The organism is Microbacterium sp. SMR1, assembly GCF_003289625.1.
GTDB classification, from domain to species: domain Bacteria; phylum Actinomycetota; class Actinomycetes; order Actinomycetales; family Microbacteriaceae; genus Microbacterium; species Microbacterium plantarum.
Genome location: NZ_QMBN01000002.1, coordinates 1,018,884 through 1,038,463, shown reverse-complemented (window position 1 = coordinate 1,038,463; position 19,580 = coordinate 1,018,884). Strand labels below are relative to the sequence as shown.

At 71.5% G+C, this 19,580-nt stretch carries 18 protein-coding genes; 5 read left to right on the top strand and 13 right to left on the bottom strand.

What is annotated here, in order from left to right; translation table 11 throughout:
* Positions 1 to 1,359, bottom strand: coding sequence for a 4-aminobutyrate--2-oxoglutarate transaminase (gene gabT / locus DO944_RS09510; protein WP_181574191.1), 1,359 nt, complete (start codon positions 1,357 to 1,359; stop codon positions 1 to 3).
* A gap of 90 nt (positions 1,360 to 1,449) precedes the next feature.
* On the opposite strand from gabT, the gene DO944_RS09505 reads away from it, so the two are divergent.
* Entirely contained in the window at positions 1,450 to 2,970 is a 1,521-nt protein-coding gene (locus tag DO944_RS09505; RefSeq protein ID WP_112616850.1) for a PucR family transcriptional regulator, read from the top strand.
* A gap of 8 nt (positions 2,971 to 2,978) precedes the next feature.
* Here the strand turns inward: DO944_RS09505 and DO944_RS09500 are convergent, their stop codons facing one another.
* The 6 genes from DO944_RS09500 to DO944_RS09475 are packed head-to-tail and all read right to left on the bottom strand — an operon-like array spanning position 2,979 to position 7,956.
* Complete coding sequence (locus DO944_RS09500; RefSeq protein ID WP_112616848.1) at positions 2,979 to 3,827, bottom strand: MurR/RpiR family transcriptional regulator; 849 nt, start codon at positions 3,825 to 3,827, stop codon at positions 2,979 to 2,981.
* Positions 3,817 to 4,650 carry a phosphonate ABC transporter, permease protein PhnE gene (gene phnE, locus DO944_RS09495; RefSeq protein WP_112616846.1) on the bottom strand — a complete coding sequence of 278 codons (834 nt, stop codon included), beginning with the start codon at positions 4,648 to 4,650 and terminating at the stop codon, positions 3,817 to 3,819. The genes DO944_RS09500 and phnE (DO944_RS09495) overlap by 11 nt, the downstream gene beginning before the upstream one ends.
* The gene (gene phnE, locus DO944_RS09490) at positions 4,647 to 5,447 is read right to left on the bottom strand and encodes a phosphonate ABC transporter, permease protein PhnE (protein WP_112616844.1); all 801 of its coding nucleotides are present in this window, start codon (positions 5,445 to 5,447) and stop codon (positions 4,647 to 4,649) included. The genes phnE (DO944_RS09495) and phnE (DO944_RS09490) overlap by 4 nt, the downstream gene beginning before the upstream one ends.
* Positions 5,444 to 6,262: a phosphonate ABC transporter ATP-binding protein gene (gene phnC, locus DO944_RS09485; RefSeq protein WP_112616842.1), complete on the bottom strand. Its 819-nt coding sequence runs from the start codon at positions 6,260 to 6,262 to the stop codon at positions 5,444 to 5,446. The genes phnE (DO944_RS09490) and phnC overlap by 4 nt, the downstream gene beginning before the upstream one ends.
* Positions 6,259 to 7,233 (bottom strand): phosphate/phosphite/phosphonate ABC transporter substrate-binding protein, encoded by a 975-nt coding sequence (gene phnD, locus DO944_RS09480; RefSeq protein WP_112616840.1) that lies wholly within the window; start codon positions 7,231 to 7,233, stop codon positions 6,259 to 6,261. The genes phnC and phnD overlap by 4 nt, the downstream gene beginning before the upstream one ends.
* A gap of 57 nt (positions 7,234 to 7,290) precedes the next feature.
* On the bottom strand, positions 7,291 to 7,956 hold the full coding sequence (locus DO944_RS09475) for an HAD family hydrolase (RefSeq protein WP_112616838.1): 666 nt from the start codon (positions 7,954 to 7,956) through the stop codon (positions 7,291 to 7,293).
* Between the two features lie 80 nt (positions 7,957 to 8,036).
* Here DO944_RS09475 and DO944_RS09470 point away from each other — a divergent pair, with 80 nt between their 5' ends.
* On the top strand, positions 8,037 to 8,693 hold the full coding sequence (locus tag DO944_RS09470; RefSeq protein ID WP_258524637.1) for an amino acid deaminase: 657 nt from the start codon (positions 8,037 to 8,039) through the stop codon (positions 8,691 to 8,693).
* Between the two features lie 19 nt (positions 8,694 to 8,712).
* On the opposite strand, the gene DO944_RS09465 is transcribed toward DO944_RS09470, so the two are convergent.
* Complete coding sequence (locus tag DO944_RS09465) at positions 8,713 to 10,143, bottom strand: helix-turn-helix transcriptional regulator (RefSeq protein ID WP_112616994.1); 1,431 nt, start codon at positions 10,141 to 10,143, stop codon at positions 8,713 to 8,715.
* A 185-nt stretch (positions 10,144 to 10,328) separates the two neighbouring features.
* On the opposite strand from DO944_RS09465, the gene aceA reads away from it, so the two are divergent.
* Both aceA and aceB read left to right on the top strand, forming a co-directional pair.
* Positions 10,329 to 11,636 (top strand): isocitrate lyase, encoded by a 1,308-nt coding sequence (gene aceA / locus DO944_RS09460; protein ID WP_112616834.1) that lies wholly within the window; start codon positions 10,329 to 10,331, stop codon positions 11,634 to 11,636.
* A 32-nt stretch (positions 11,637 to 11,668) separates the two neighbouring features.
* Positions 11,669 to 13,324 carry a malate synthase A gene (gene aceB, locus DO944_RS09455; protein ID WP_112616832.1) on the top strand — a complete coding sequence of 552 codons (1,656 nt, stop codon included), beginning with the start codon at positions 11,669 to 11,671 and terminating at the stop codon, positions 13,322 to 13,324.
* 92 nt (positions 13,325 to 13,416) lie between these two features.
* Here aceB and DO944_RS09450 read toward each other — a convergent pair whose 3' ends face one another.
* The 5 genes from DO944_RS09450 to DO944_RS09430 all read right to left on the bottom strand — a co-directional run bounded on the left by DO944_RS09450 (position 13,417) and on the right by DO944_RS09430 (position 18,140).
* The gene (locus DO944_RS09450; RefSeq protein ID WP_146752027.1) at positions 13,417 to 14,370 is read right to left on the bottom strand and encodes a hypothetical protein; all 954 of its coding nucleotides are present in this window, start codon (positions 14,368 to 14,370) and stop codon (positions 13,417 to 13,419) included.
* A gap of 177 nt (positions 14,371 to 14,547) precedes the next feature.
* Positions 14,548 to 15,183, bottom strand: coding sequence for a response regulator transcription factor (locus DO944_RS09445; protein ID WP_112616828.1), 636 nt, complete (start codon positions 15,181 to 15,183; stop codon positions 14,548 to 14,550).
* Positions 15,180 to 16,355 (bottom strand): sensor histidine kinase, encoded by a 1,176-nt coding sequence (locus DO944_RS09440; RefSeq protein ID WP_112616826.1) that lies wholly within the window; start codon positions 16,353 to 16,355, stop codon positions 15,180 to 15,182. The genes DO944_RS09445 and DO944_RS09440 overlap by 4 nt, the downstream gene beginning before the upstream one ends.
* 16 nt (positions 16,356 to 16,371) lie before the next feature.
* Positions 16,372 to 17,247: an ABC transporter permease gene (locus DO944_RS09435; RefSeq protein WP_112616824.1), complete on the bottom strand. Its 876-nt coding sequence runs from the start codon at positions 17,245 to 17,247 to the stop codon at positions 16,372 to 16,374.
* Positions 17,244 to 18,140, bottom strand: coding sequence for an ABC transporter ATP-binding protein (locus tag DO944_RS09430; protein WP_112616822.1), 897 nt, complete (start codon positions 18,138 to 18,140; stop codon positions 17,244 to 17,246). The genes DO944_RS09435 and DO944_RS09430 overlap by 4 nt, the downstream gene beginning before the upstream one ends.
* Positions 18,141 to 18,234: 94 nt before the next feature.
* Between DO944_RS09430 and DO944_RS09425 the strand changes: the two genes are divergently transcribed.
* Positions 18,235 to 19,434, top strand: a complete 1,200-nt coding sequence (locus DO944_RS09425; protein ID WP_112616820.1) for a pyridoxal phosphate-dependent aminotransferase — start codon at positions 18,235 to 18,237, stop codon at positions 19,432 to 19,434.
* The last annotated feature ends 146 nt before the right edge of the window (positions 19,435 to 19,580 follow it).

The window sequence follows — 19,580 nt, the reverse complement described above, 5'->3', positions numbered from 1 at the left end:
TCAGACCCGCCCGAGCGCCGCAGCGATGACGTCGAGGCCGTCGTCGAGCAGCTCGTCGCCGATCGACAGCGGCGGAAGGAACCGGATGACGTTGCCGTAGGTGCCGCACGTGAGGACGATGACGCCCTCCGCGATGCACGCCTTCGCGATCGCCGAGGTCAGCGCGGCGTCGGGGGCGCCGGTGGCGGGGTCGACGAACTCGGCGGCGATCATCGCGCCGAGCCCGCGCACCTCCCCGATGCGGGGGTCGCTCTCGCGCATTGCGTTGAGACGAGCTGTCAGGCGCGCCCCGATCTGCTGAGCGCGCTCGATCAGGCCGTCGTTCTCGAAGGCGTCGATCGCGGCGAGGGCCGCCGCGCAGGCGACGGGGTTGCCGCCGTACGTGCCGCCCAGGCCACCGGGGTGCGAGGCGTCCATGAGGTCGGCGCGGCCGGTGACGGCCGCGAGCGGCAGGCCGGCCGCGATGCCCTTCGCCGTCGTGATCAGGTCGGGGACGATGCCGAAGTGCTCGCTCGCGAACATCGCACCGGTGCGGGCGAAGCCGGTCTGGACTTCGTCGGCGATGAACACGACGCCGTTCTCGCGGCACCAATCGGCGACCGCCGGCAGGAACCCGTCGGCGGGGACGATGAACCCGCCCTCGCCCTGGATGGGCTCGATGATGACGGCGGCGAGGTTGTCGGCTCCGATCTGCTTCTCGATCTGCGAGATCGCGCGGGCCGCGGCATCCGGGCCCGACAGTCCGTCGCGGAACGGATACGACAGCGGCGCACGGTAGACCTCGGGGGCGAAGGGCCCGAATCCGCTCTTGTAGGGCATCGACTTCGCGGTGAGCGCCATCGTGAGGTTCGTGCGGCCGTGGTAGCCGTGGTCGAAGGCGACGACCGCCTGACGGCCGGTCGCCTTGCGTGCGATCTTCACGGCGTTCTCGACCGCTTCGGCGCCCGAGTTGAACAGCGCGGTCTTCTTCTCGTGGTCGCCGGGGGTGAGTCGGTTGAGCGCTTCGGCGACGGCGACGTACGACTCGTACGGCGAGATCATGAAGCAGGTGTGGGTGAACTGCGCGACCTGCGCCTGCACAGCGGCGACGACGGCGGGATGCGCGTTGCCGACCGAGGTCACGGCGATGCCCGAGCCGAGGTCGATGAGCGAGTTCCCGTCGGCGTCGACGACGACTCCGCCACCCGCGGCGACGGCATGGATCGGCGCCGTGTGGCCGACACCGGCCGGGACGGCGGCTGCCTTGCGGGCCAGCAGCTCCTCGGAACGGGGTCCGGGGATCGCGGTGACGACGCGGCGCTCCTGCGGGAGGGTCGGGCCGCCGAGGGGGATGGTCGGCGTCGAGGTCGTGGTGCTCATTCCGCGACAGTAAGACGCGCATCGCGCAACCCGCATTCACCGGGTTGTACAGTGATGCCACCTCTTATCGCCAGCATGTATAGGATGCCGATGCCCGCCGCCGCTCACCCGTCGCCGACGATCCGCGCGCTGCTGGCCCGGCGCGAGCTCGATCTGCGCCTCGCGACACCGGCCGACGACGCCAACCTCGACGCGCCCGTGCGCTGGGTGCACAGCTCGGATCTCGCCGACCCGACGCCCTTCCTCTCGGAAGACGTCGTCCTCCTCACGACGGGTACCCAGTTCGCTGGAGACGCCGACGCCGACGCGGAGGCGGAGGCCTATGTCGGCCGCCTGCGGGCGCGCGGAGTGCGGGGGCTCGGCTTCGGCACGGAGGTCGTCCGCGACGGCATCCCCGATGCCCTCCGGGTCGCGTGCACCACGGCGGGAATGCCGCTGTTCGAGGTGCCGTACCGCACGCCGTTCATCGCCGTCGCCCGAGCGGCGGCCGAGGCGATCGCGGCACAGGCGTACGCGAGGCGCAGCTGGGCGCTCGACGCGCAGCGCGCCCTCGCGATCGCGGCTCTGCGCCCCGACGGCTTCGATGCCACGCTCGCCGAGCTCGCGCGCCAGCTCGGCGCGTGGGTCCGCCTCTACGACGCCTCGGGCGCACTGACGCACGAGCACTCGACCGCCGGGTCGTCGGTCGACGACGACCTGCGCCGGGCCGTCGACGCCGAGGCGGCGGCCCTCCTGCGCAGGGGCGGCGGGACAGGGGCGGCCATGCGGCTGGCGGGGCACCCCGTGACGCTGCAGACCCTCGGCTCGGCCGGTCAGCGGGGCGTCCTCGTCACCGCCGGCATCGAGCTCGACCAGGATGCCCGGGCGGTCGTCACCGCCGTCGTCGCGATGACGGGCCTTGCTCTCGAGCAGCGACGGATGACTGCGGGAGCGTGGAGCGGACTGCGGGCGGCGCTCGTCGACCTGCTCGTCGACGGGCATCTCACCCTCGCACGGAAGGTGGCGACCGACGCCTGGGGCGGCTTCCCCGCCGCGCCCTACGTCGTCGCCGTGGCCGATGCGCACGCGCCGACGGGCGCCCGCGAAGTGCTCGACAATCACGCCGCGGGGGGCCGACTGTTCTACGGTCGCGACGAGGACGGAGTGCTCCTCATCGTCGGGGCGGGCGAACGGCCCATGCTCGACGACATCGCCGCGCGGCTGTCGTGGCGGCTCGGAACCGCCGGGGCCGTGACCGACGACGACGTGACGGCGGCCCGCGACCGGGCCCGGCTCGCGCGCGACCGCGGGCGTCCGGGTGCCGTCACCGATGTCGTCGACGCCCCGGGCGACCTGCTCGACGATCTCGCGACGGCGCCCGCTCGCGCCCGCGCCGGAGCCGAGCTCACCCCGCTGCGCACCCACGATGCACGTCACGGTACGGCGCTCGAGGCGACGCTCGTCGCCTGGCTCGACCACGACGGCGCTCACGAGTCGACGGCGCGCGCCCTCGGCGTGCATCGACACACCGTCCGCACGCGCATCGCCCTCGCCCAGCGCCTGCTCGGCCGCGACCTGTCGAGCTTCGCCGACCGCGCCGCCGTCTGGACGGCCCTCCGCCTCTCCCCCTGACCCCGTGCTCAAGCCCCGAGATTGTCGGAGAGGACCTCGAGCACCTGCGCGCGCACGGCGCTCGCGCCGCCGGGCAGGCGCGCGGCCACCTCGTCGGCGAGAGCCTCGACGAACAGCGCGTGCGCGGCCCGCGACGTGTGCTCGAGCTCATCGCGGAAGCTCGTCCCCGCCGGCGCGATGACGAGCGCGTGCGTGGCTCGTTCGACGAGCGGGGATGCCGCGAACGAGGTGATCGCGATGACGACGGCTCCCCCGGTCGCGGCCGCCGCCGCGGCCCGCAGACTCGCCTCGTTCGCGCCCGAGCCGCTCACGACGATGCAGACGTCACGACTGCCGAGCTGCCGAGCGGAGATCTGCTGCGCGATGACGTCGGCGATCACCTCGGCGGGCCGCCCCACGGCGGTCAGGCGCATCGCGAGATCGCTCGCGACCGGCGACGAGAGTCCGTTGGCGACGACCAGCAGCCTGCCGGCGCCGACCACAGCCGTCACCGCTCGCTCGACCTCGTCAGCCTCGAGCAGGCTCGTCGACGCCGGCAGCGACGACGCGGCTCGATCGATCGACCTGCGCACGCGCCCGAGCGCCCCGTCGCCGTGGTCGGATGGCGCCGGCGCGGCCGCTCCGAGTTCGGCGGCGAGCGCGACCCGCAGCTGCGGATAGCCGCGGAACCCGAACGTCTGACAGGCGCGGACCACCGACGAACGCGCGACCCCCGCACGGTCGGCCAGCTGCTGCGCGGTGAGTTCGACCACGACCTCGGGCGCGTCGAGGATCACGTCCGCGACGCGGCGCTCGGTCGGCTGCAGCCCGTTGCGGAGCGCCTGGATGCGCACGGTCGGCGGAGCGTTACCGGACACGTGCGCCCTCCATGATCCGTCGGCGGATGCGGCCCGAGATGCCGTCGATCGTCATCGTGACGACGATCACGACGATCAGCAGCATCCCCACCGTCGACCACTCACGGTACTGGGTGTAGGTCGTCAGCATGTCGCCGATCCCGCCGACTCCGATGAGCCCGAGGACGGCCGACGAGCGCACGTTGATCTCGAAGCGGTAGAGCCAGAACGACAGGAACACCGGGGTCGCTTGCGGCCACACGCCCCATCGCAGCACCTGCGCCGGGCTGCCCCCGGCCGCGCGCGCCGCTTCGATGGGTCCGGCGGGGACGGCTTCAACGGCTTCGTACCCCCACTTGCCGAGGGTGCCGATGCCGTTCACCGCGAGGGCGAGCGCCCCGGTGAGCGGCGTGAGCCCGGTCATCGAGAGGATGATGATCGCGAAGATGATCTCGGGAACGGCGCGGATCGTCGAGAACACGAACCGCAGGATCGAGCGGAGCCATGCCGGACCGAACCCTCGGGCCGCCACCAGGCTGAGCGGTGTGGCCACGATGACCCCGAGCACGGTCCCGACCCACGCCATCTGAACGCTCTGCCAGGTCTGCCACAGAGCGTCCGGCAGCTTCTCCCAGGTCGGCGACGAGAACATGAGCCAGCCGTAGCGCACGAGCTCGGCGGGCAAGTCGGCCAGCCGTGACCAGGTGATGTCCACCGACCAGAAGGCCAGGATGACGACGATCGTCACGGCGGCGGCGACCACGGTGCGCACCCGTCGACGCGGGCGGGAGGGCACGGCCGGCGCTGACGTGCGTCGCGGATCGGCGAGAACGGGAGCGGTCATGCGAGCCTCCGTCGCAGGGCGGAGCTGGCGGCGTCGATGACGAGCACGACGACGAGAATCTCCAGGATGATGAGCGACAGCTGGTCGTACCGGTAGAAGGTGCGCACGGCGTCGATGATGAGGCCCATGCCGCCGGCGCCGACGAGCCCCAGGACGGTCGACGCGCGGACGTTGAGCTCGAGGACGTACAGCGTCTGCGCCGCGAACGCGGGCCAGGTGTCGGGCAGGGCGAGGGCACGATTGATCTGAAGCTGCGTCCCGCCCGCGGCGCGGCCCGCTTCGAGGGGCCCCGTGTCCATCGCGTCGATCTGCTCGGAGACCAGCTTCACGATGATGCCGACGTTGAAGATCACGAGGGCGAGGATGCCGGGCAGCGCGCCGACCCCGACCATCGCCACCAGGATCGCCGCCGACAGCAGGTCGGGAACGCTCCGGACGATGTTGAGCATCGCGCGGACCGCACCCCGCAGCACCGGGCGCGGGTTGGTCGGCCGAGCCGCCCACAGACTCAGCGGCAGCGAGAGCGCGGCCCCCACCGCGGTGCCGATCACCGCCATCTGGAGCGTCTCCAGCAGCGGGGCGACGGTCCGCGGGAAGAAGGTCCAGTCCGGCTGCAGCAATCCGAGCACCTTGTCGGCTCCGTGCTGCCAGTTGCGCGCGATGCCCGACAGGTCGAGGCCGACGCCGATGCCGGGAAGGCAGGTGACCACCGTGATCACGGTGACGATCCCCCCGACCAGCCACGGCACCGCACGTCCGCGGGGTCGCGGCGGGACGACGAGTGCGGGCGCGCTCATGCGTCGAGCCGGTCCTCGGCCGTCAGCGATCGCCCGTAGATGCCGGCGAAGTCCGCGTCGGAGGCATCCGCTGCCGGGCCGTCGTAGACGACCTCGCCCGCCCGCATCCCGATCAGTCGCACGCCGTAGGTGCGCGCCAGGTCGAGCAGGTGCAGGTTCACCAGCACCGTGATGCCGAGCTCGGTGTTGATGCGCTGGAGGTCTTTCATGACCCCGTGCGCGGTGGGCGGGTCGAGGCTCGCGACCGGCTCGTCGGCCAGGACGATGCGCGGCTGCTGCGCGAGGGCGCGGGCGATCGCGACGCGCTGCTGCTGACCTCCCGAGAGAGCGGCGGCGCGATCCCAGACCCGCGGCAGCATCCCCACGCGCTCGAGCGCCTCGAAGGCGAGGCGGCGGTCGTCGGACCGGTAGGCGCCCAGCAGGGTGCGCCACACCGGGGTATGGGCGAGGCGACCGACGAGGACGTTGTTGAGCACGCTCGTGCGACCGGCGAGGTTGAAGCCCTGGAACACCATGCCGATGTCGCCGCGCAGGCGACGCAGCTCGCGCCCACGCGCCGTGTCGACGCGCACGCCGCCGACCTCGAGCACGCCCGAGGTCACGGGGACGAGGCCGTTGATCGTGCGGATGAGGGTCGACTTGCCCGATCCCGACAGCCCGACGACGGCGACCATCTCGCCCGCACCGATCTCGAGCGAGACCCCGCGCAGGCCGAGAGTGCCGTTCGGGTAGCGCACCGTGACGTCGTGCAGTCGGATGCCCGACGGCGATGCCGGGGCCGCGGCCCCGGCATCGCGTGCAGTGGTGTCGGTCACTGCAGTCCGAGCGCCTGCGCGGCGCGTGCGACGACGTCGAGCGACGAGGCGTCGGCGGGTGCGAGCTTCGTGATCGAGTAGATGCTCTGCAGCACCTCCGAGCCCTCGGCGGTGTTCGAGAAGTCCTCCAGCGCGGTCGCGATGCGCTCGCGCAGCTCGGGCGAGAGGTCCGAGCTCAGCGCGACACCGTCGTTCGGGATCTCCTCGGTCATCGCGAACACGACGACCTTCTGCCCGACGTCCGGGGTGTCCTTCTTCACGATCGTGCGCGCGTCCCAGAAGCTGAACCCGACTTCGGCGTCACCGTTGTAGACGGCGAGCACCGACGCGTCGTTCGCGGTCACGGGCAGCTGATCGATGTCGCTGTCGGTGTCGAGCCCGGCCTCCTGCAGCGCGAGGATCGGGTAGATGTAGCCGGCGGGCGACCCGGGTCCGAGCACGGCGACCTTCGCGCCCTTCACCTTGGTGATCGAGTCGAGGCCCGCGGGGCCCGTCATCGCGTCGGCGCCGTTGCAGAAGAGCATCCCATCGCGCTCGACGGGAGCGTCGTCGCAGTACTTGTCGGGGTTGTTCGTCATGAACTGCGCGGGGTAGCTGATGTTGCCGTTGCGCTCGGTCTGCAGCACGACGTCAGCGCCGTACATGTCGTTGGCCTGCCACAGCTGCAGCGACGGGAGGAAGCCGATCTGCGCCTGGCCGGCGCCCATCGCCTCGACGGCGGCCTGATAGTCCTTCGAGACCACACCGGTGACCTCGATGCCGAGCTCGTCGCTCAGGTAGTCGGTGAGCGGAGCCGCGGTCTCGACGAGCCCGTTCTGGTCCTGCGAGGGGACGAGCGCGAGCACGAGCGACGTCGGGTCGGCGGCGGCCTCAGGGGTGTCACCGGCGGCGGGCGAGCCCGCGCAGCCGGCGAGGGTGATGGCGGCGATGGCGCTGACGGCGGCCGCGGCGAGAAGTCGGGTGGTGCGCATGAGTGGATGTCCTTCGGGTGAGGGGTGGGAAAGGAGTGGTGTGAGAGGGGTACGGAGTCAGGGGGCGGATGCCGCGGCCCACGCTTCGATGCGCGGCAGCAGTTCGGTGAGCGTGTCGGCGTGGAAGGTCGGGGATGCCGCGGCATCCGTCCACGGACCGACGAGCGCGGTGTCGTGTCCGCGCCGGTGCGCGGGCTCGAGGTCGTTGCGCCAGATGTCGCCGACCGCGAGCACCCGGCGGTCACGGACCTCGGGCGCGTCGAGCAGCCGTTCGAGTCCGGCGGGCTTGCCCGCGTCGGTGACGATGCGCGCGAAGGCGTCGCCGAGCCCGAGCGCGTCGAGGGTCTCCGCGACGCGGGTCGCCGGGGCATTGGTGACGAGGACGCACTCGGCCGGCAGGCGTTCGGCGACCGCGGCGAGCCCGACCGGCGCCTCGACGGGAGCGAGATCGGTGCCCAGCAGTGCGCGGCTGTCGAGGTAGGCACGCGACAGCGCCTCGGCCCCGACCCCCGCGTCCTCGGCCACGAGGCGGATCACGTCGTACGCGTCGAGCGGCGCCCCAGCACCGGACGGTCGGCCGCGCAGCCCGTCGTCGACCCGGGCGAGGAACCGGTCGGGATCGCCGGAGGCAGCGGCGGCAGCACGCGCGTAGGCAAGCACCGGCCCGTCGCCGAGGGCGACGGTTCCGTCGAAATCGAAGATGATGAGAGCAGGGTTCGGCACGGATCGGACTTTCTGATTGGACGCTTCGTCCATCGTTAGGTGCACACGTGGACACAAATCCCACAGTCGATGAACTGCGGATGAACGAGATCCGACGACTCGATGCGGCGGCCGCGACCGCCGCGCGCGGCGACGCCGGGCAGGCGTTCGACGCGGTGCCCTGGCTCTCGCGATCGATCGCCGCGGATGCGGCATCCGGTCGCTTCGCACGCTGGTCGCGGTCGACCATCGTCGACGAGAACGTCGGTGCGCCCGTGCTCGACCGTGCGGTCTTCGACCGGCTGCACGATCTCGCCGGCGAGCCGAGTGCCTGGCCGGTCGGGAACGCGGGCCTCCTTCACGTGTACGGCTACCTGCTCTCGCTGACGCCGACGCCGTACGGCCTGAAGCGCGAACGCTGGCTCGGCCCCGAGCTCGCCCGCGCGTTCGGGCTCGCTGACGGTGCGTTCGCGCCCTGGGCGGAGGGGCCGACGCTGCTCGAACGGGTGACGGACGCGGCGACGAGCCTGCTCCGCTCCCCCGCAGCGGCGCGGTCCGAGGCCGGCGGCGAGTACGTCACCGTGCTGTCGGCATCCACCGGTGCCGCCGCGCTCGTGTACGCGCGTGTCACCGACGACGGCATCCGCCTGGTGACGACCTTCCCCGTCGCCGACGCCGCCGCCGTCCTGACCGGGATCGACACTGCCTCGCCCGCCCCCGGCACCCCCTACCGCCCCCGGTGGAACGCCGCCCCCTGACCCGAGCCGACGGGGTGCTTCAGGAGGGGGCGTGTGCCTCCAGGAACGCGTAGAGATCAGTCGTGTCTACGCCCGGGAAAGCGCCGGTCGGCAGAGTCGCCAGCAGCGTGCGCGGGGTCTTCACGTTCGGCCACGCGGCGGCACGCCACCGCTCCTCGAGGTCGGCCGGCGCACGTCGGCAGCACACGTCGACCGAGTGCCGTGACACCCCGCGATGGGGTGTGTCGCGCCCGAGGAACCACTTCGTGTCATCGAACCGCACGCCGACGCTGACCGAGTGCGCGCCCTCGCTCGAATGCTCGACGCGAGCCGTGCACCAATAGGTCCCGTTGCCGGTGTCGGTGTACTGGTAGTACGGGTTGAATCTGTCATCGACGTCGAAGACCGCGCGGCTCGTCCACTCCCGGCAGCACAGCTGCCCCTCGATGGCGCCGAGGCGGTCGGTCGGGAAGTCGACGTCGTCGTTCTCGTACGCCTTCGTGATCGTCCCCGACTCGTGAACCTTGAGGAAGTGCACAGCGATGCCCAAATGCTCCGTCGCGAGGTTCGTGAATCGGTGCGCGGCGGTCTCGTACGTCACCGAATACGCGTCGCGCAGATCCTCGATGGAAATCGCGCGCCGCTCCTTGGCCTCGCGCAGGGCGGGCACGGCATCGGCCTCGGGGATCAGCAGGGCACCGGTGAGGTAGTTGGTCTCCACCCGCTGCCGCAGGAACTCGTCGTAGCTGGCCGGCTCGGTGTGACCGAGGATGCGGCTCGACAGCGCCTGCAGCACGGCGGTCCGCGGATCGGCGGACGTCGCGGCAGCGAGGCGGCTCGACAGGTAGAGCCGCCCATGGGCGAGGTCGGCGACGCTTCTGGTCGTCTGCGGCAGATCCGCGACGTAATGGATGCTGAAGCCGAGATGCCCCGCGATGTCGCTCGCGGTGCGCTGCGTGAGCGGCCCGCCCGGGTGCCCGACCGCCGCCAGCAGCTCCCGCGCCTGCTGCTCGAGCTCGGGGAAGTAGTTGTTCTGCGTCCGCATAAGACGCCGCAGGGCGACGTTGGCGCGCCGCGCCTCCTCGGGGGTCGCGGCGCGCTCGTCGTGCAGCCGCTCGATCTCGCCCTGCAGCGCGAGAAGGGCGCGCAGCACCTCGTCGGGCACGGCGCGCGGGATGCGGAACGGCGTGATCCCGGCGCTTCGGAACGTCGGCCCCGCCATCGCGCGGGCGACCTCGATCTCCAGGGCGGCACGGGCATCCAGCTCCTCGGACTCGAGGAGCGCATCGAGCGAGGTGCCGAGGGCGCGCGCGATCGTGCGGAGCAGCGAGAGCTTCGGCTCGCGGCGACCGTTCTCGATCATCGAGAGCTGGCTCGGCGCACGCCCGACGGCAGCGGCGAGGTCGTCGAGGGTCATCCCTCGTCCGGTGCGGATCTGCCGGATGCGCCGGCCGATCGTGAAGGCGTCCATGTCCTCATCGTCGAGCGCCACGCCCGCGGCGGCGACGGCGTCCTTGCGCGTCATGGCGGGATTCTGTCACGAAAGCAGAAGATCGGCCGATCTTCTCCTCGAACCCGGCGGTGCTGCGCCCGATAGTTCGCCCACAGTGGTCTCCACGACGGGCAGAGCCGCCCGTTCTGACGAAGGAGACCGAGATGACCACGATTCCCGCTCCGGGTCCGCTGCGGCCCGGCGACCAGGTTCAGACCGCTGCCGAGCTCGAGGAGCTGTGGCAGACCGACCCCCGCTGGGACGGCATCGAGCGCACGTACCGCGCAGACGACGTCATCCGGCTGCGTGGCTCCGTCCGTGAGGAGGCCGCCCTCGCCCGCCGGGGTGCCGAGTCGCTGTGGAACCTCCTCCACACCGAGGAGTACGTCCGCGCCCTCGGGGCCTACACGGGCGGCCAGGCCGTCCAGCAGGTGCGCGCCGGCCTGAAGGCGATCTACCTGTCCGGCTGGCAGGTCGCCGCCGACGCGAACCTCGCCGGGCAGACCTACCCCGACCAGAGCCTGTATCCCGCCAACTCCGTGCCCGCCGTCGTGCGGCGCATCTCGAACGCGCTGCTGCGACAGGACCAGATCGAGCACGCCGAGGGCGGCCGCACCCGCGACTGGCTCGCCCCGATCGTCGCCGACGGCGAGGCGGGGTTCGGCGGTCCGTTGAACGCCTACGAGCTCGCGGCATCCCTCATCGCCGCTGGTGCCGCCGGCACGCACTGGGAGGATCAGCTCGCGAGTGAGAAGAAGTGCGGCCACCTCGGCGGCAAGGTGCTGGTGCCGACCGCTCAGCACATCCGCACGCTCAATGCCGCGCGGCTCGCCGGGGATGTCGCGGGCGTGCCTGCGATCGTGATCGCGCGGACCGACGCGCTGGGCGCCGACCTCATCACGAGCGACGTCGACGAGCGCGACCGCCCCTTCCTCACCGGCGAGCGCACGAGCGAGGGGTTCTACCGCACCCGCGCCGGGATCGACCCCGTCATCGCGCGCGGCCTCGCGTTCGCGCCCTACGCAGACCTGCTGTGGGTCGAGACCGGCGAGCCCGACATCGAGCTGGCCCGCGAGTTCGCCGCAGCCGTCCACGCGGAGCATCCCGGCAAGCTGCTCGCGTACAACTGCTCGCCGAGCTTCAACTGGAAGCGGCACCTCAGCGACGCGCAGATCGCGACGTTCCAGGCGGAGCTGGCCGAGCTGGGCTACCGGTTCCAGTTCATCACCCTGGCCGGATTCCACGCCCTCAACCACTCGATGTTCGACCTCGCCCGTGGCTACGCCGACCGTGCAATGAGCGCGTACGTCGAGCTGCAACAGGCGGAGTTCGACGCCGAGGCGCACGGCTACACCGCCACCCGCCACCAGCGCGAAGCCGGCACCGGCTACTTCGACGCCCTCTCGACGGCGCTCAACCCCGACAGCGCCACCCTCGCCCTGGCCGGATCGACCGAGGCATCCCAGTTCTGACCCGAGCGTCACAGATCACAGGAGACGAGACCATGACCATCACAGAGACTCAGAGCCGGCGGCGCACCTGGACGGGGCCCGTACCCGTGCAGACGCACGAACCCGCGATCGAGGTGCGCGGCGAGATGCACCCGCGCTTCGACGAGATCCTCACGCCCGACGCGCTCGACTTCGTCACGGCGCTGCACGACCGCTTCGCGGGGCGTCGGCACGACCGCCTCGCCGACCGGATGCGGCGCCGCTTCGAGATCGGCAACGGGGCCGACCCATCGTTCCGCAGCGACACCGCGCACATCCGCGAGGACGACTCGTGGCGCGTCGCGGGTGCGGGCCCGGGCCTCGAGGACCGCCGCGTCGAGATCACGGGACCCACCGATCCCAAGATGACGATCAACGCCCTGAATTCGGGCGCCCGCGTGTGGCTCGCCGACCAGGAGGACGCCACCTCGCCGACCTGGCGCAACGTCATCGGCGGGCAGCTGTCGCTGCGCGACGCGATCCGCGGTGAGCTGGAGCACACCGGTCCCGATGGGCGGCGCTACACCGTCACCGCCGAGCGCACGCCGACGATCGTCATGCGCCCGCGCGGCTGGCACCTCACCGAGAAGCACCTCGCCTACACCGACCGCACAGGGCGCACCCTCGACGCCTCCGGGTCACTCGTCGACTTCGGGCTCTATGCGTTCCACAACGCCGTCCGGCTCGTCGAGAGCGGCCGGGGACCGTACTTCTACCTCGCCAAGCTCGAATCCAGCGCCGAGGCGCAGCTGTGGGACGACGTCTTCTCGTTCACGGAGCGACGGCTCGGACTGGCCCACGGCACCATCCGAGCGACCGTGCTGATCGAGACGCTGCCGGCGGCGTTCGAGATGGACGAGATCCTCTTCGCTCTCCGCGACCACTGCGCGGGTCTCAACGCCGGACGGTGGGACTACATCTTCTCGATGATCAAGAACTACCGCGGACGCGGGGCCCGGTTCGTGCTGCCCGACCGCAGCGCGGTCACGATGACGGTGCCGTTCATGCGCGCGTACACCGAGCTGCTCGTGAAGACCTGCCACCGCAGGGGCGCGCACGCGATCGGCGGAATGAGCGCCTTCATCCCCAATCGGCGGAACCCCGAGGTCACGCGCGCCGCGTTCGAGAAGGTCGCCGCCGACAAGCGTCGCGAGGCCGGCGACGGTTTCGACGGCACGTGGGTCGCGCACCCCGACCTCATCCCGATCGCGCGCGCCGAGTTCGACGCCGTGCTCGGCGACCGCCCGAATCAGCTCGACCGGCAGCGCGACGACGTCGAGGTCGCAGCATCCGAACTCATCGACTGCCACATCGGCCTGCCGATCACGACCGCCGGTGTGCGCGCGAACGTGTCCGTCGCCGTGCGCTACCTCGAGGCCTGGCTGCGCGGGATCGGCGCCGTCGCGATCGATGACCTGATGGAGGATGCCGCCACAGCCGAGATCAGCCGCTCGCAGATCTGGCAGTGGATCCACCAGGACCGCACGACGGATGACGGCACGCCGATCACCCGCGCCTGGGTCGACGAACTGGTCGACGACGTCATCGCCGAGGTCGAGCGCCGCGACGGCGACCGCTTCGACGATGCCGCGGCCCTGTTCCGCGAGGTCGCGCTCGGCTCCGCGTTCCCCGCGTTCCTGACCCTCCCCGCCTACGCGAGGTACCTCTGAAGTCCCTCACCCCCGGTCGACTCGCCACGAACTGCGGATCCCGCACCCCACGCATCCGCAGTTCCTGGCGAGTCGACGGCGAGAGCGGTGGGTCAGGGGGACAGGAGGGCGATCACCTCGGGAGAAGCGGGCCGGGCCCGGAAGTCGGTGCCGATGATGCGCTGGCAGCCGTCGAGCTCGACCGTCACCGGCACCGGCGTGTCCACCGCGTTCGTCACGGTGCGCGGATACAGAACGACGAAACGGGATGCCGCCTCGCCGCAATCCCGGGCCGTGGCGGGGCCGGCCGCCGCGGTGAGAACCACATGCGCCTCCGGGAAGTCGAGCGAGAATGCCGTCGCGAAGAGTCCTCCGTCGCCGGTGAGGGTCGGTGTTCCGGCGTCGTCGAGGGCATCGGCGGCATCAGCCTGGTAGACGCACACCATCGCGCCGGAGACTTCTACCTCGACCGCCGAAGGCGTCTCGGTCGGCGCCCACCCGAGGACGTTGAGCGGAGCCACCCCCGCACGCGTCGCGCAGCCCGCCGCTGTCGCCTCGCGGAGCTCGACGCGCACGGTATCCGAGAACGTACGGTCGACGACTTCGAGGCGCGCCAGCGCGGCGAGCGGCTCCTCTTCCTTCGGCCCGCCGCATGCCGTCGAGGGGAACGACATGGGCACGAAGCGGCCCGCCGCATCCGTCGCCCAGATCGCGCGGAAGCCGTACCCGATGGCGGGGCAGACCGCTGCCGGCCCAGGATCGCTCGGCGCCGCCATCGCGTCGAGGAATTCCGTGAGGTCGCCCTCGTAGCGCCGCACCTCGTTCCCGGCGACGGTGCCGTCGGCATCCTCGCGCGTCACGCCGTTGGCGCACTCCAGCACCGCGACGACCTCGAAGTCCTCAGGGACGAGACCGGCACCGGGAAGCGGGTTGAGGACCAGGTCCGGGCACGACATCGTGTCGGAGACGGCCGCGACCTCGCGGACCGGCGGCGGGCCGAGCGGGATCGACGCACACCCCGCGAGAAGCAATAGCGTGGCCGCGCCCGTGGCAAGCGGAGCCAGCATCCGCATCTCCATCCGCATCCGGCTCCTCCCCCGTCGCCCCTCCCGCCCACGCTAGAACAGCCCCCGCGTCCGCGCGTGACAACCCGGTAACGATCGTCGACTCGCCATGAGTTGCGGATGCGGATCCCACCGGATCCGCCTTTCGTGGCGAGTCGACGGGGAGACAAGAGACTCGGGTCAGGGAAGCAGGCCGCGCTCGAGGGCCAGGGTCACGGCGCGGGTTCGGCTGTCGACGCCGAGCTTGTCGTAGACCCGCAACAGGTGCGTCTTGACGGTCGACTCGCCGATCCCGAGCTGCACCGCGATCTGCCTGTTGCCGTGCCCCGCGGCGACGAGGCGCAGCACGTCCGTCTCGCGCGGAGTGAGAGCGGATGCCGCCGGCTCGGGCTGCCGCATCCGTTCCACCAGACGCACCGCGACGGCCGGCGAGAGAGCCGACTGGCCGGCGGCGACCGACCGGATTCCCGCCACGATCTCCTCGCGTGGAGCCGCCTTCAGCAGATAGCCGCTGGCTCCGGCCTCGATGGCGGCGAGGATCTGGTCGTCGCTCTCGTAGGTCGTGAGGATGAGCACGCGCGGCCCCGCGGCCCCATCGCGCGCCGCCACGATACGAGCCGTGGCTGCGACGCCGTCGAGCACCGGCATCCGGAGGTCCATGAGGATGACGTCGGGATGCGCCTCGGTGGCGAGCCGGACGGCCTCGTCGCCGTCGGCGGCCTCCGCGATCACCTCGAACCCGGGCTCGTCGGCGAGCAGACCGACCAGCCCCGCCCGGACGATCGGGTGGTCGTCGACGATGAGCAGACGGATCATGCGCGTACCGCCGCGCCAGCGCTCGGCACAGGCGACCCGGGCAGCCGAACGGAGAGCGTCGTCCCCGAACCCGCGACGGCCGTGATCTCGAGGTTCCCCCCGGCGAGTGCGACTCGCTCGCTCATGCCGTCGAGACCGTACCCGGTGCGCGGAGACGAGACGTCGAACCCGCGCCCGTCGTCCTCGACGACCAGTCGCAGGGCGCCGTCGTCCTCGCGCGTGAGCGCCACCGTGACCCGCGCGGCTCCCGCGTGCTTGCGCACGTTGGCCAGCGCCTCCTGCAGGCAGCGCAGCGCGACGACCTGCGTCTCGCGATCGGCCCCGGAAGCCGTGTCGACGACCGAGATCTCCAGTCCGGTATCGGCACGGAAACGTTGCGCGAGCCGCTCCACCGCAGCGCCGAGCACGGGGTCGTCGGGGACGGCGGCGGTGCGCGCGACGATCGCACGGGCCTCGCCAAGCGCGTCGCGAGCGGCCACCTCGAGGCGCTCGACCGCGGTCGCGGCGCCGCCTGCATCCCCCGCGCGCGAACGCCGCCCGGCCTGTTCGGCGAGCATGACGATTCCCGCGAGGGTCTGCGCGAGGGTGTCGTGGATCTCGCGGGCCAGATGCTCCCGCTCGTCGGCCGCGCCTTTGTCGCGGCTGAGCGCCTCGACCTGCTGCTGCGCCCGGGAGAGCTCGTCGAGCAGGCGCGCGCGCTCGGTGCCGTATGCGGCGATCGCTGAGATCCACCACCCCATCGCGATCGAGAACGCAACCGAGAGCACCGCGACGGCAGCTGCCTCCAGCAGCGCGTCGGGAGCGAAACCGAAGCCGCCGGCATACCCGACGAGCATCCCGGCGCCGACCGAAAGCGATCCCACGACACCATCACGGCGCAACGGAGCGAAGATCCACACCAGCGGATACACGATGACCTGCATCGTCGCGAGCGAGACCTCGCCGAACGTCATCGCTGCGATCGAGACCGTCACGACGGCGAGGAACACAGCGAAGCGCCGGGGATCCTCCGCGCCGGCGGAGGGCCGCGCGATCAGATACGCCGCGAGCAGGAGCACCAGGCCCGCGACCGCCCACGGCAGCCGGTCCGTCTCGCCCGCGGCTGCGAGGATGCCCACGCCGAGGGCGAGCACGACACCGACGGCGACATCCACCCAGCTGCGACTGATCACGCTCCCATCCTGCCCCTCAGCGGATGCGCGAGCGGATGCGGGCCGCGGCGAGCACCGTGAACGCCACGGCCACGACAGCGAGCACGACCGCCGCGACCCAGACCGGTACCGTCGCCGACCCCACCTGCAGGTCGAGCCCGTAGATGCGGCTGAGCTCCTCGACCGCGCCCGGCGCCCCGCCCGCGAGGCGATCGAGCGGATCGGCGGCGAACTCGCGCCGCACGAGCATCGCCGACTGCGCGAACGGGAGCACGCCGACGGCATCCCGAACGGCGTCGGGGAACGAGCCGACGGGGATGTACGCACCCGCGACGAAGCCGGTCAGGGTTCCCACGAGGGTCGACAGTCCCGAGTACGACCCGCTCGTGCGAAGAAACGACACCACGAACGCCCAGAGCGCCGTGTAGGCGGCCACCGAGAGGACGGTCCACAGCACGATGCGGATGATCTGCCCGGCGTCGGGGAGCGTCCGCCCGGTGAGCCCGAGGTAGGCCAGCGCGACGGCGAGCACGATCAGCGTGGTGATCAAACCGATGATGAACGCCGACCCGAGGTAGCCGAGCACGAGCTGCGCGCGGCGCACCGGCGAGACGAGGAAGTCGCGGAACCGTCCGGACGCGGCATCCTCGACGAACGTCGACAGCGCGCCGAGCGGCGTCGTGACGGCGGCGACGGCCACGACCCCGGCGAACATCCACGAGTCGACGAAGTCGCGGGCGGCGTCGGCATCGAACCCCGGAGTCGCGGCGAGCGAGTCCACCTGCATCTGGCCGAGGAACAGGGCGTAGAGGAGGAACACCACCAGGGCGCCGGTGAGCGAGAAGAACACCCCGAGCGGGTCCCGGTAGAACAGTCGGAGATTGCGCCCGACGTACGCCTGCACGGTCTTCATCGCGGCGCCTCCCCTGTTCCTGTCTCCCCCGCCGCCGCCTGTCCGGTGAGGGCCAGGAAGACGTCGTCCATGCGTCCATGACGGAACTCGAAGTCGAGCACCGCGTCGCCCCGTTCGGCGAGGATGCGGCGGGCTTCGGCGGCATCCGCCACCGCGATGCGCTCGTCGCCGTCGGCCGTGACGAGCGACAGGATGCTGGAGCTGTACCGCGCCCGCAGCTGCGCAGGAGTGCCGTCGGCGACGATCCGCCCGCGGTCGATGATGCAGACCTGGTCGGCCTCTTCCGTCTCCTCGAGGTAATGCGTCGTGAGGAACACGGTGAGACCGGCGCGCTCGCGCAGCTCATGGATCGTCCGCCACACCATCTGCCGGCTCGCGGGATCGAGTCCCGTCGTCGGCTCGTCGAGGAAGACGATCTCCGGGTCGTGGAGCAGCGCGCGGGCGATGTCGGCGCGGCGACGCTGCCCGCCCGAGAGCCGGCCGTAGCGACGGTCGATGAACTCGCCCAGGTCGATGATCTCGGCGAGGCGGTCGATGCGGTCGCGGATCGCCGCCGTCGAGCCGAGGTACGGACGCGCCCGCACCGTCAGGTTCTCGCGCACGGTGAGGGCGGAATCGAGGAGCGAGTCCTGGAAGACGACGCCGATCGCGCGGCGCACGGCGTCACCGTCGGAGCGCACGTCGTGACCGGCAACCTCGAGCCGACCGGCATCCGGCTCGATCACCGTGGTGAGCGCCCCGATCGTCGTGGACTTGCCGGCCCCGTTCGTCCCGAGGAACGCGAACACGCCCCCGGCGGGTACGTCGAAGCTCACGTCGTCGACGGCCGTCACGTCGCCGTATCTCTTGGTCAGGCCGCGCACGACGGTCGGTGTGCTCGCTCTCGTGGTCATGCCTCCAGCGTGCCGGTTCCGCCGTCCGTGCGGCAGGGGTCATCCGGTCGATCCCCGTCCACCATTCGGTGGACCACGCCGCTACTCTCGAAGGGTGACCGAACGCGCACCGCTGTCCCGCAAGCTCTCCGCCATCGCCGAGTCGGCGACCCTCAAGGTCGACGCCAAGGCCAAGGCCCTGCAGGCCGCCGGCCGGCCGGTCATCTCGTACGCCGCGGGCGAGCCCGACTTCTCGACGCCGCAGTTCATCGTCGAGGCCGCTCAGCACGCCCTCGCCGACCCGGCCAACTACCGGTACACCCCCGCCGCCGGCCTCCCCGTGCTGCGCGAGGCGATCGCCGCCAAGACGCTGCGCGACTCGGGCCTCGAGGTCCAGCCCTCGCAGGTCATCGTGACCAACGGCGGCAAGCAGTCGGTGTACCAGGCCTTCCAGACGGTCGTGAACCCCGGCGACGAGGTGCTGCTGCCCGCGCCGTACTGGACCACCTATCCCGAAGCGATCGCCCTGGCCGACGGCATCCCGGTCGAGGTCTTCGCCGGCGCAGACCAGGAGTACAAGGTCACCGTCGAGCAGCTCGAGGCCGCGCGCACCGAGCGCACCACCGTGCTCGTCTTCGTCTCGCCCTCCAACCCGACGGGGTCGGTGTACACGCCCGAGGAGACCGCGGCGATCGGCCAGTGGGCTCTTGAGCACGGCATCTGGGTCATCAGCGACGAGATCTACCAGAACCTCGTCTACGAAGGCGTCCGCGCGGTCTCGATCGTCGAGGCCGTGCCCGAGCTCGCGGGTCAAACGATCCTGGTCAACGGTGTCGCCAAGACCTACGCCATGACCGGATGGCGCGTGGGCTGGATGGTCGGCCCCGCCGACGCCATGAAGCTCGCCGGAAACCTGCAGTCGCACCTCAGCTCCAACGTCAACAACGTCGCGCAGCGCGCGGCCCTTGCCGCACTCACCGGCCCGCAGACCGAGGTCGAGGAGATGCGCTTGGCCTTCGACCGTCGGCGCCGGCTCATCGTCGAGGAGCTCGCGAAGATCCCCGGCGTCGAGGTCCCCAACCCCCTCGGGGCGTTCTACGTCTACCCCGACGTCACCGGACTCCTCGGACGCTCCTGGGGCGGCGTCGAGGCGAACACGAGTCTCGAGCTCGCCGACCTGATCCTCGAGCAGGCCGAGGTCGCCGTCGTGCCCGGCGAGGCCTTCGGCCCGTCGGGCTACCTGCGCCTGTCGTACGCGCTCGGTGACGAGCAGCTGCTCGAGGGCATTCAGCGCCTCCAGCGCCTCTTCTCCTAACCCCCTCTCGTTTCCCCGTCGACTCGCCAAGAAACGCGGATCAGGGCACGCCCGCATCCGCCGTTTCCGGCGACTCGACGGGGAGGGGAGTAGAGCCGAGGGTCCTGCACAGGGGGCTGAAGGGGCGGGGATGTGCCCGGGACGGG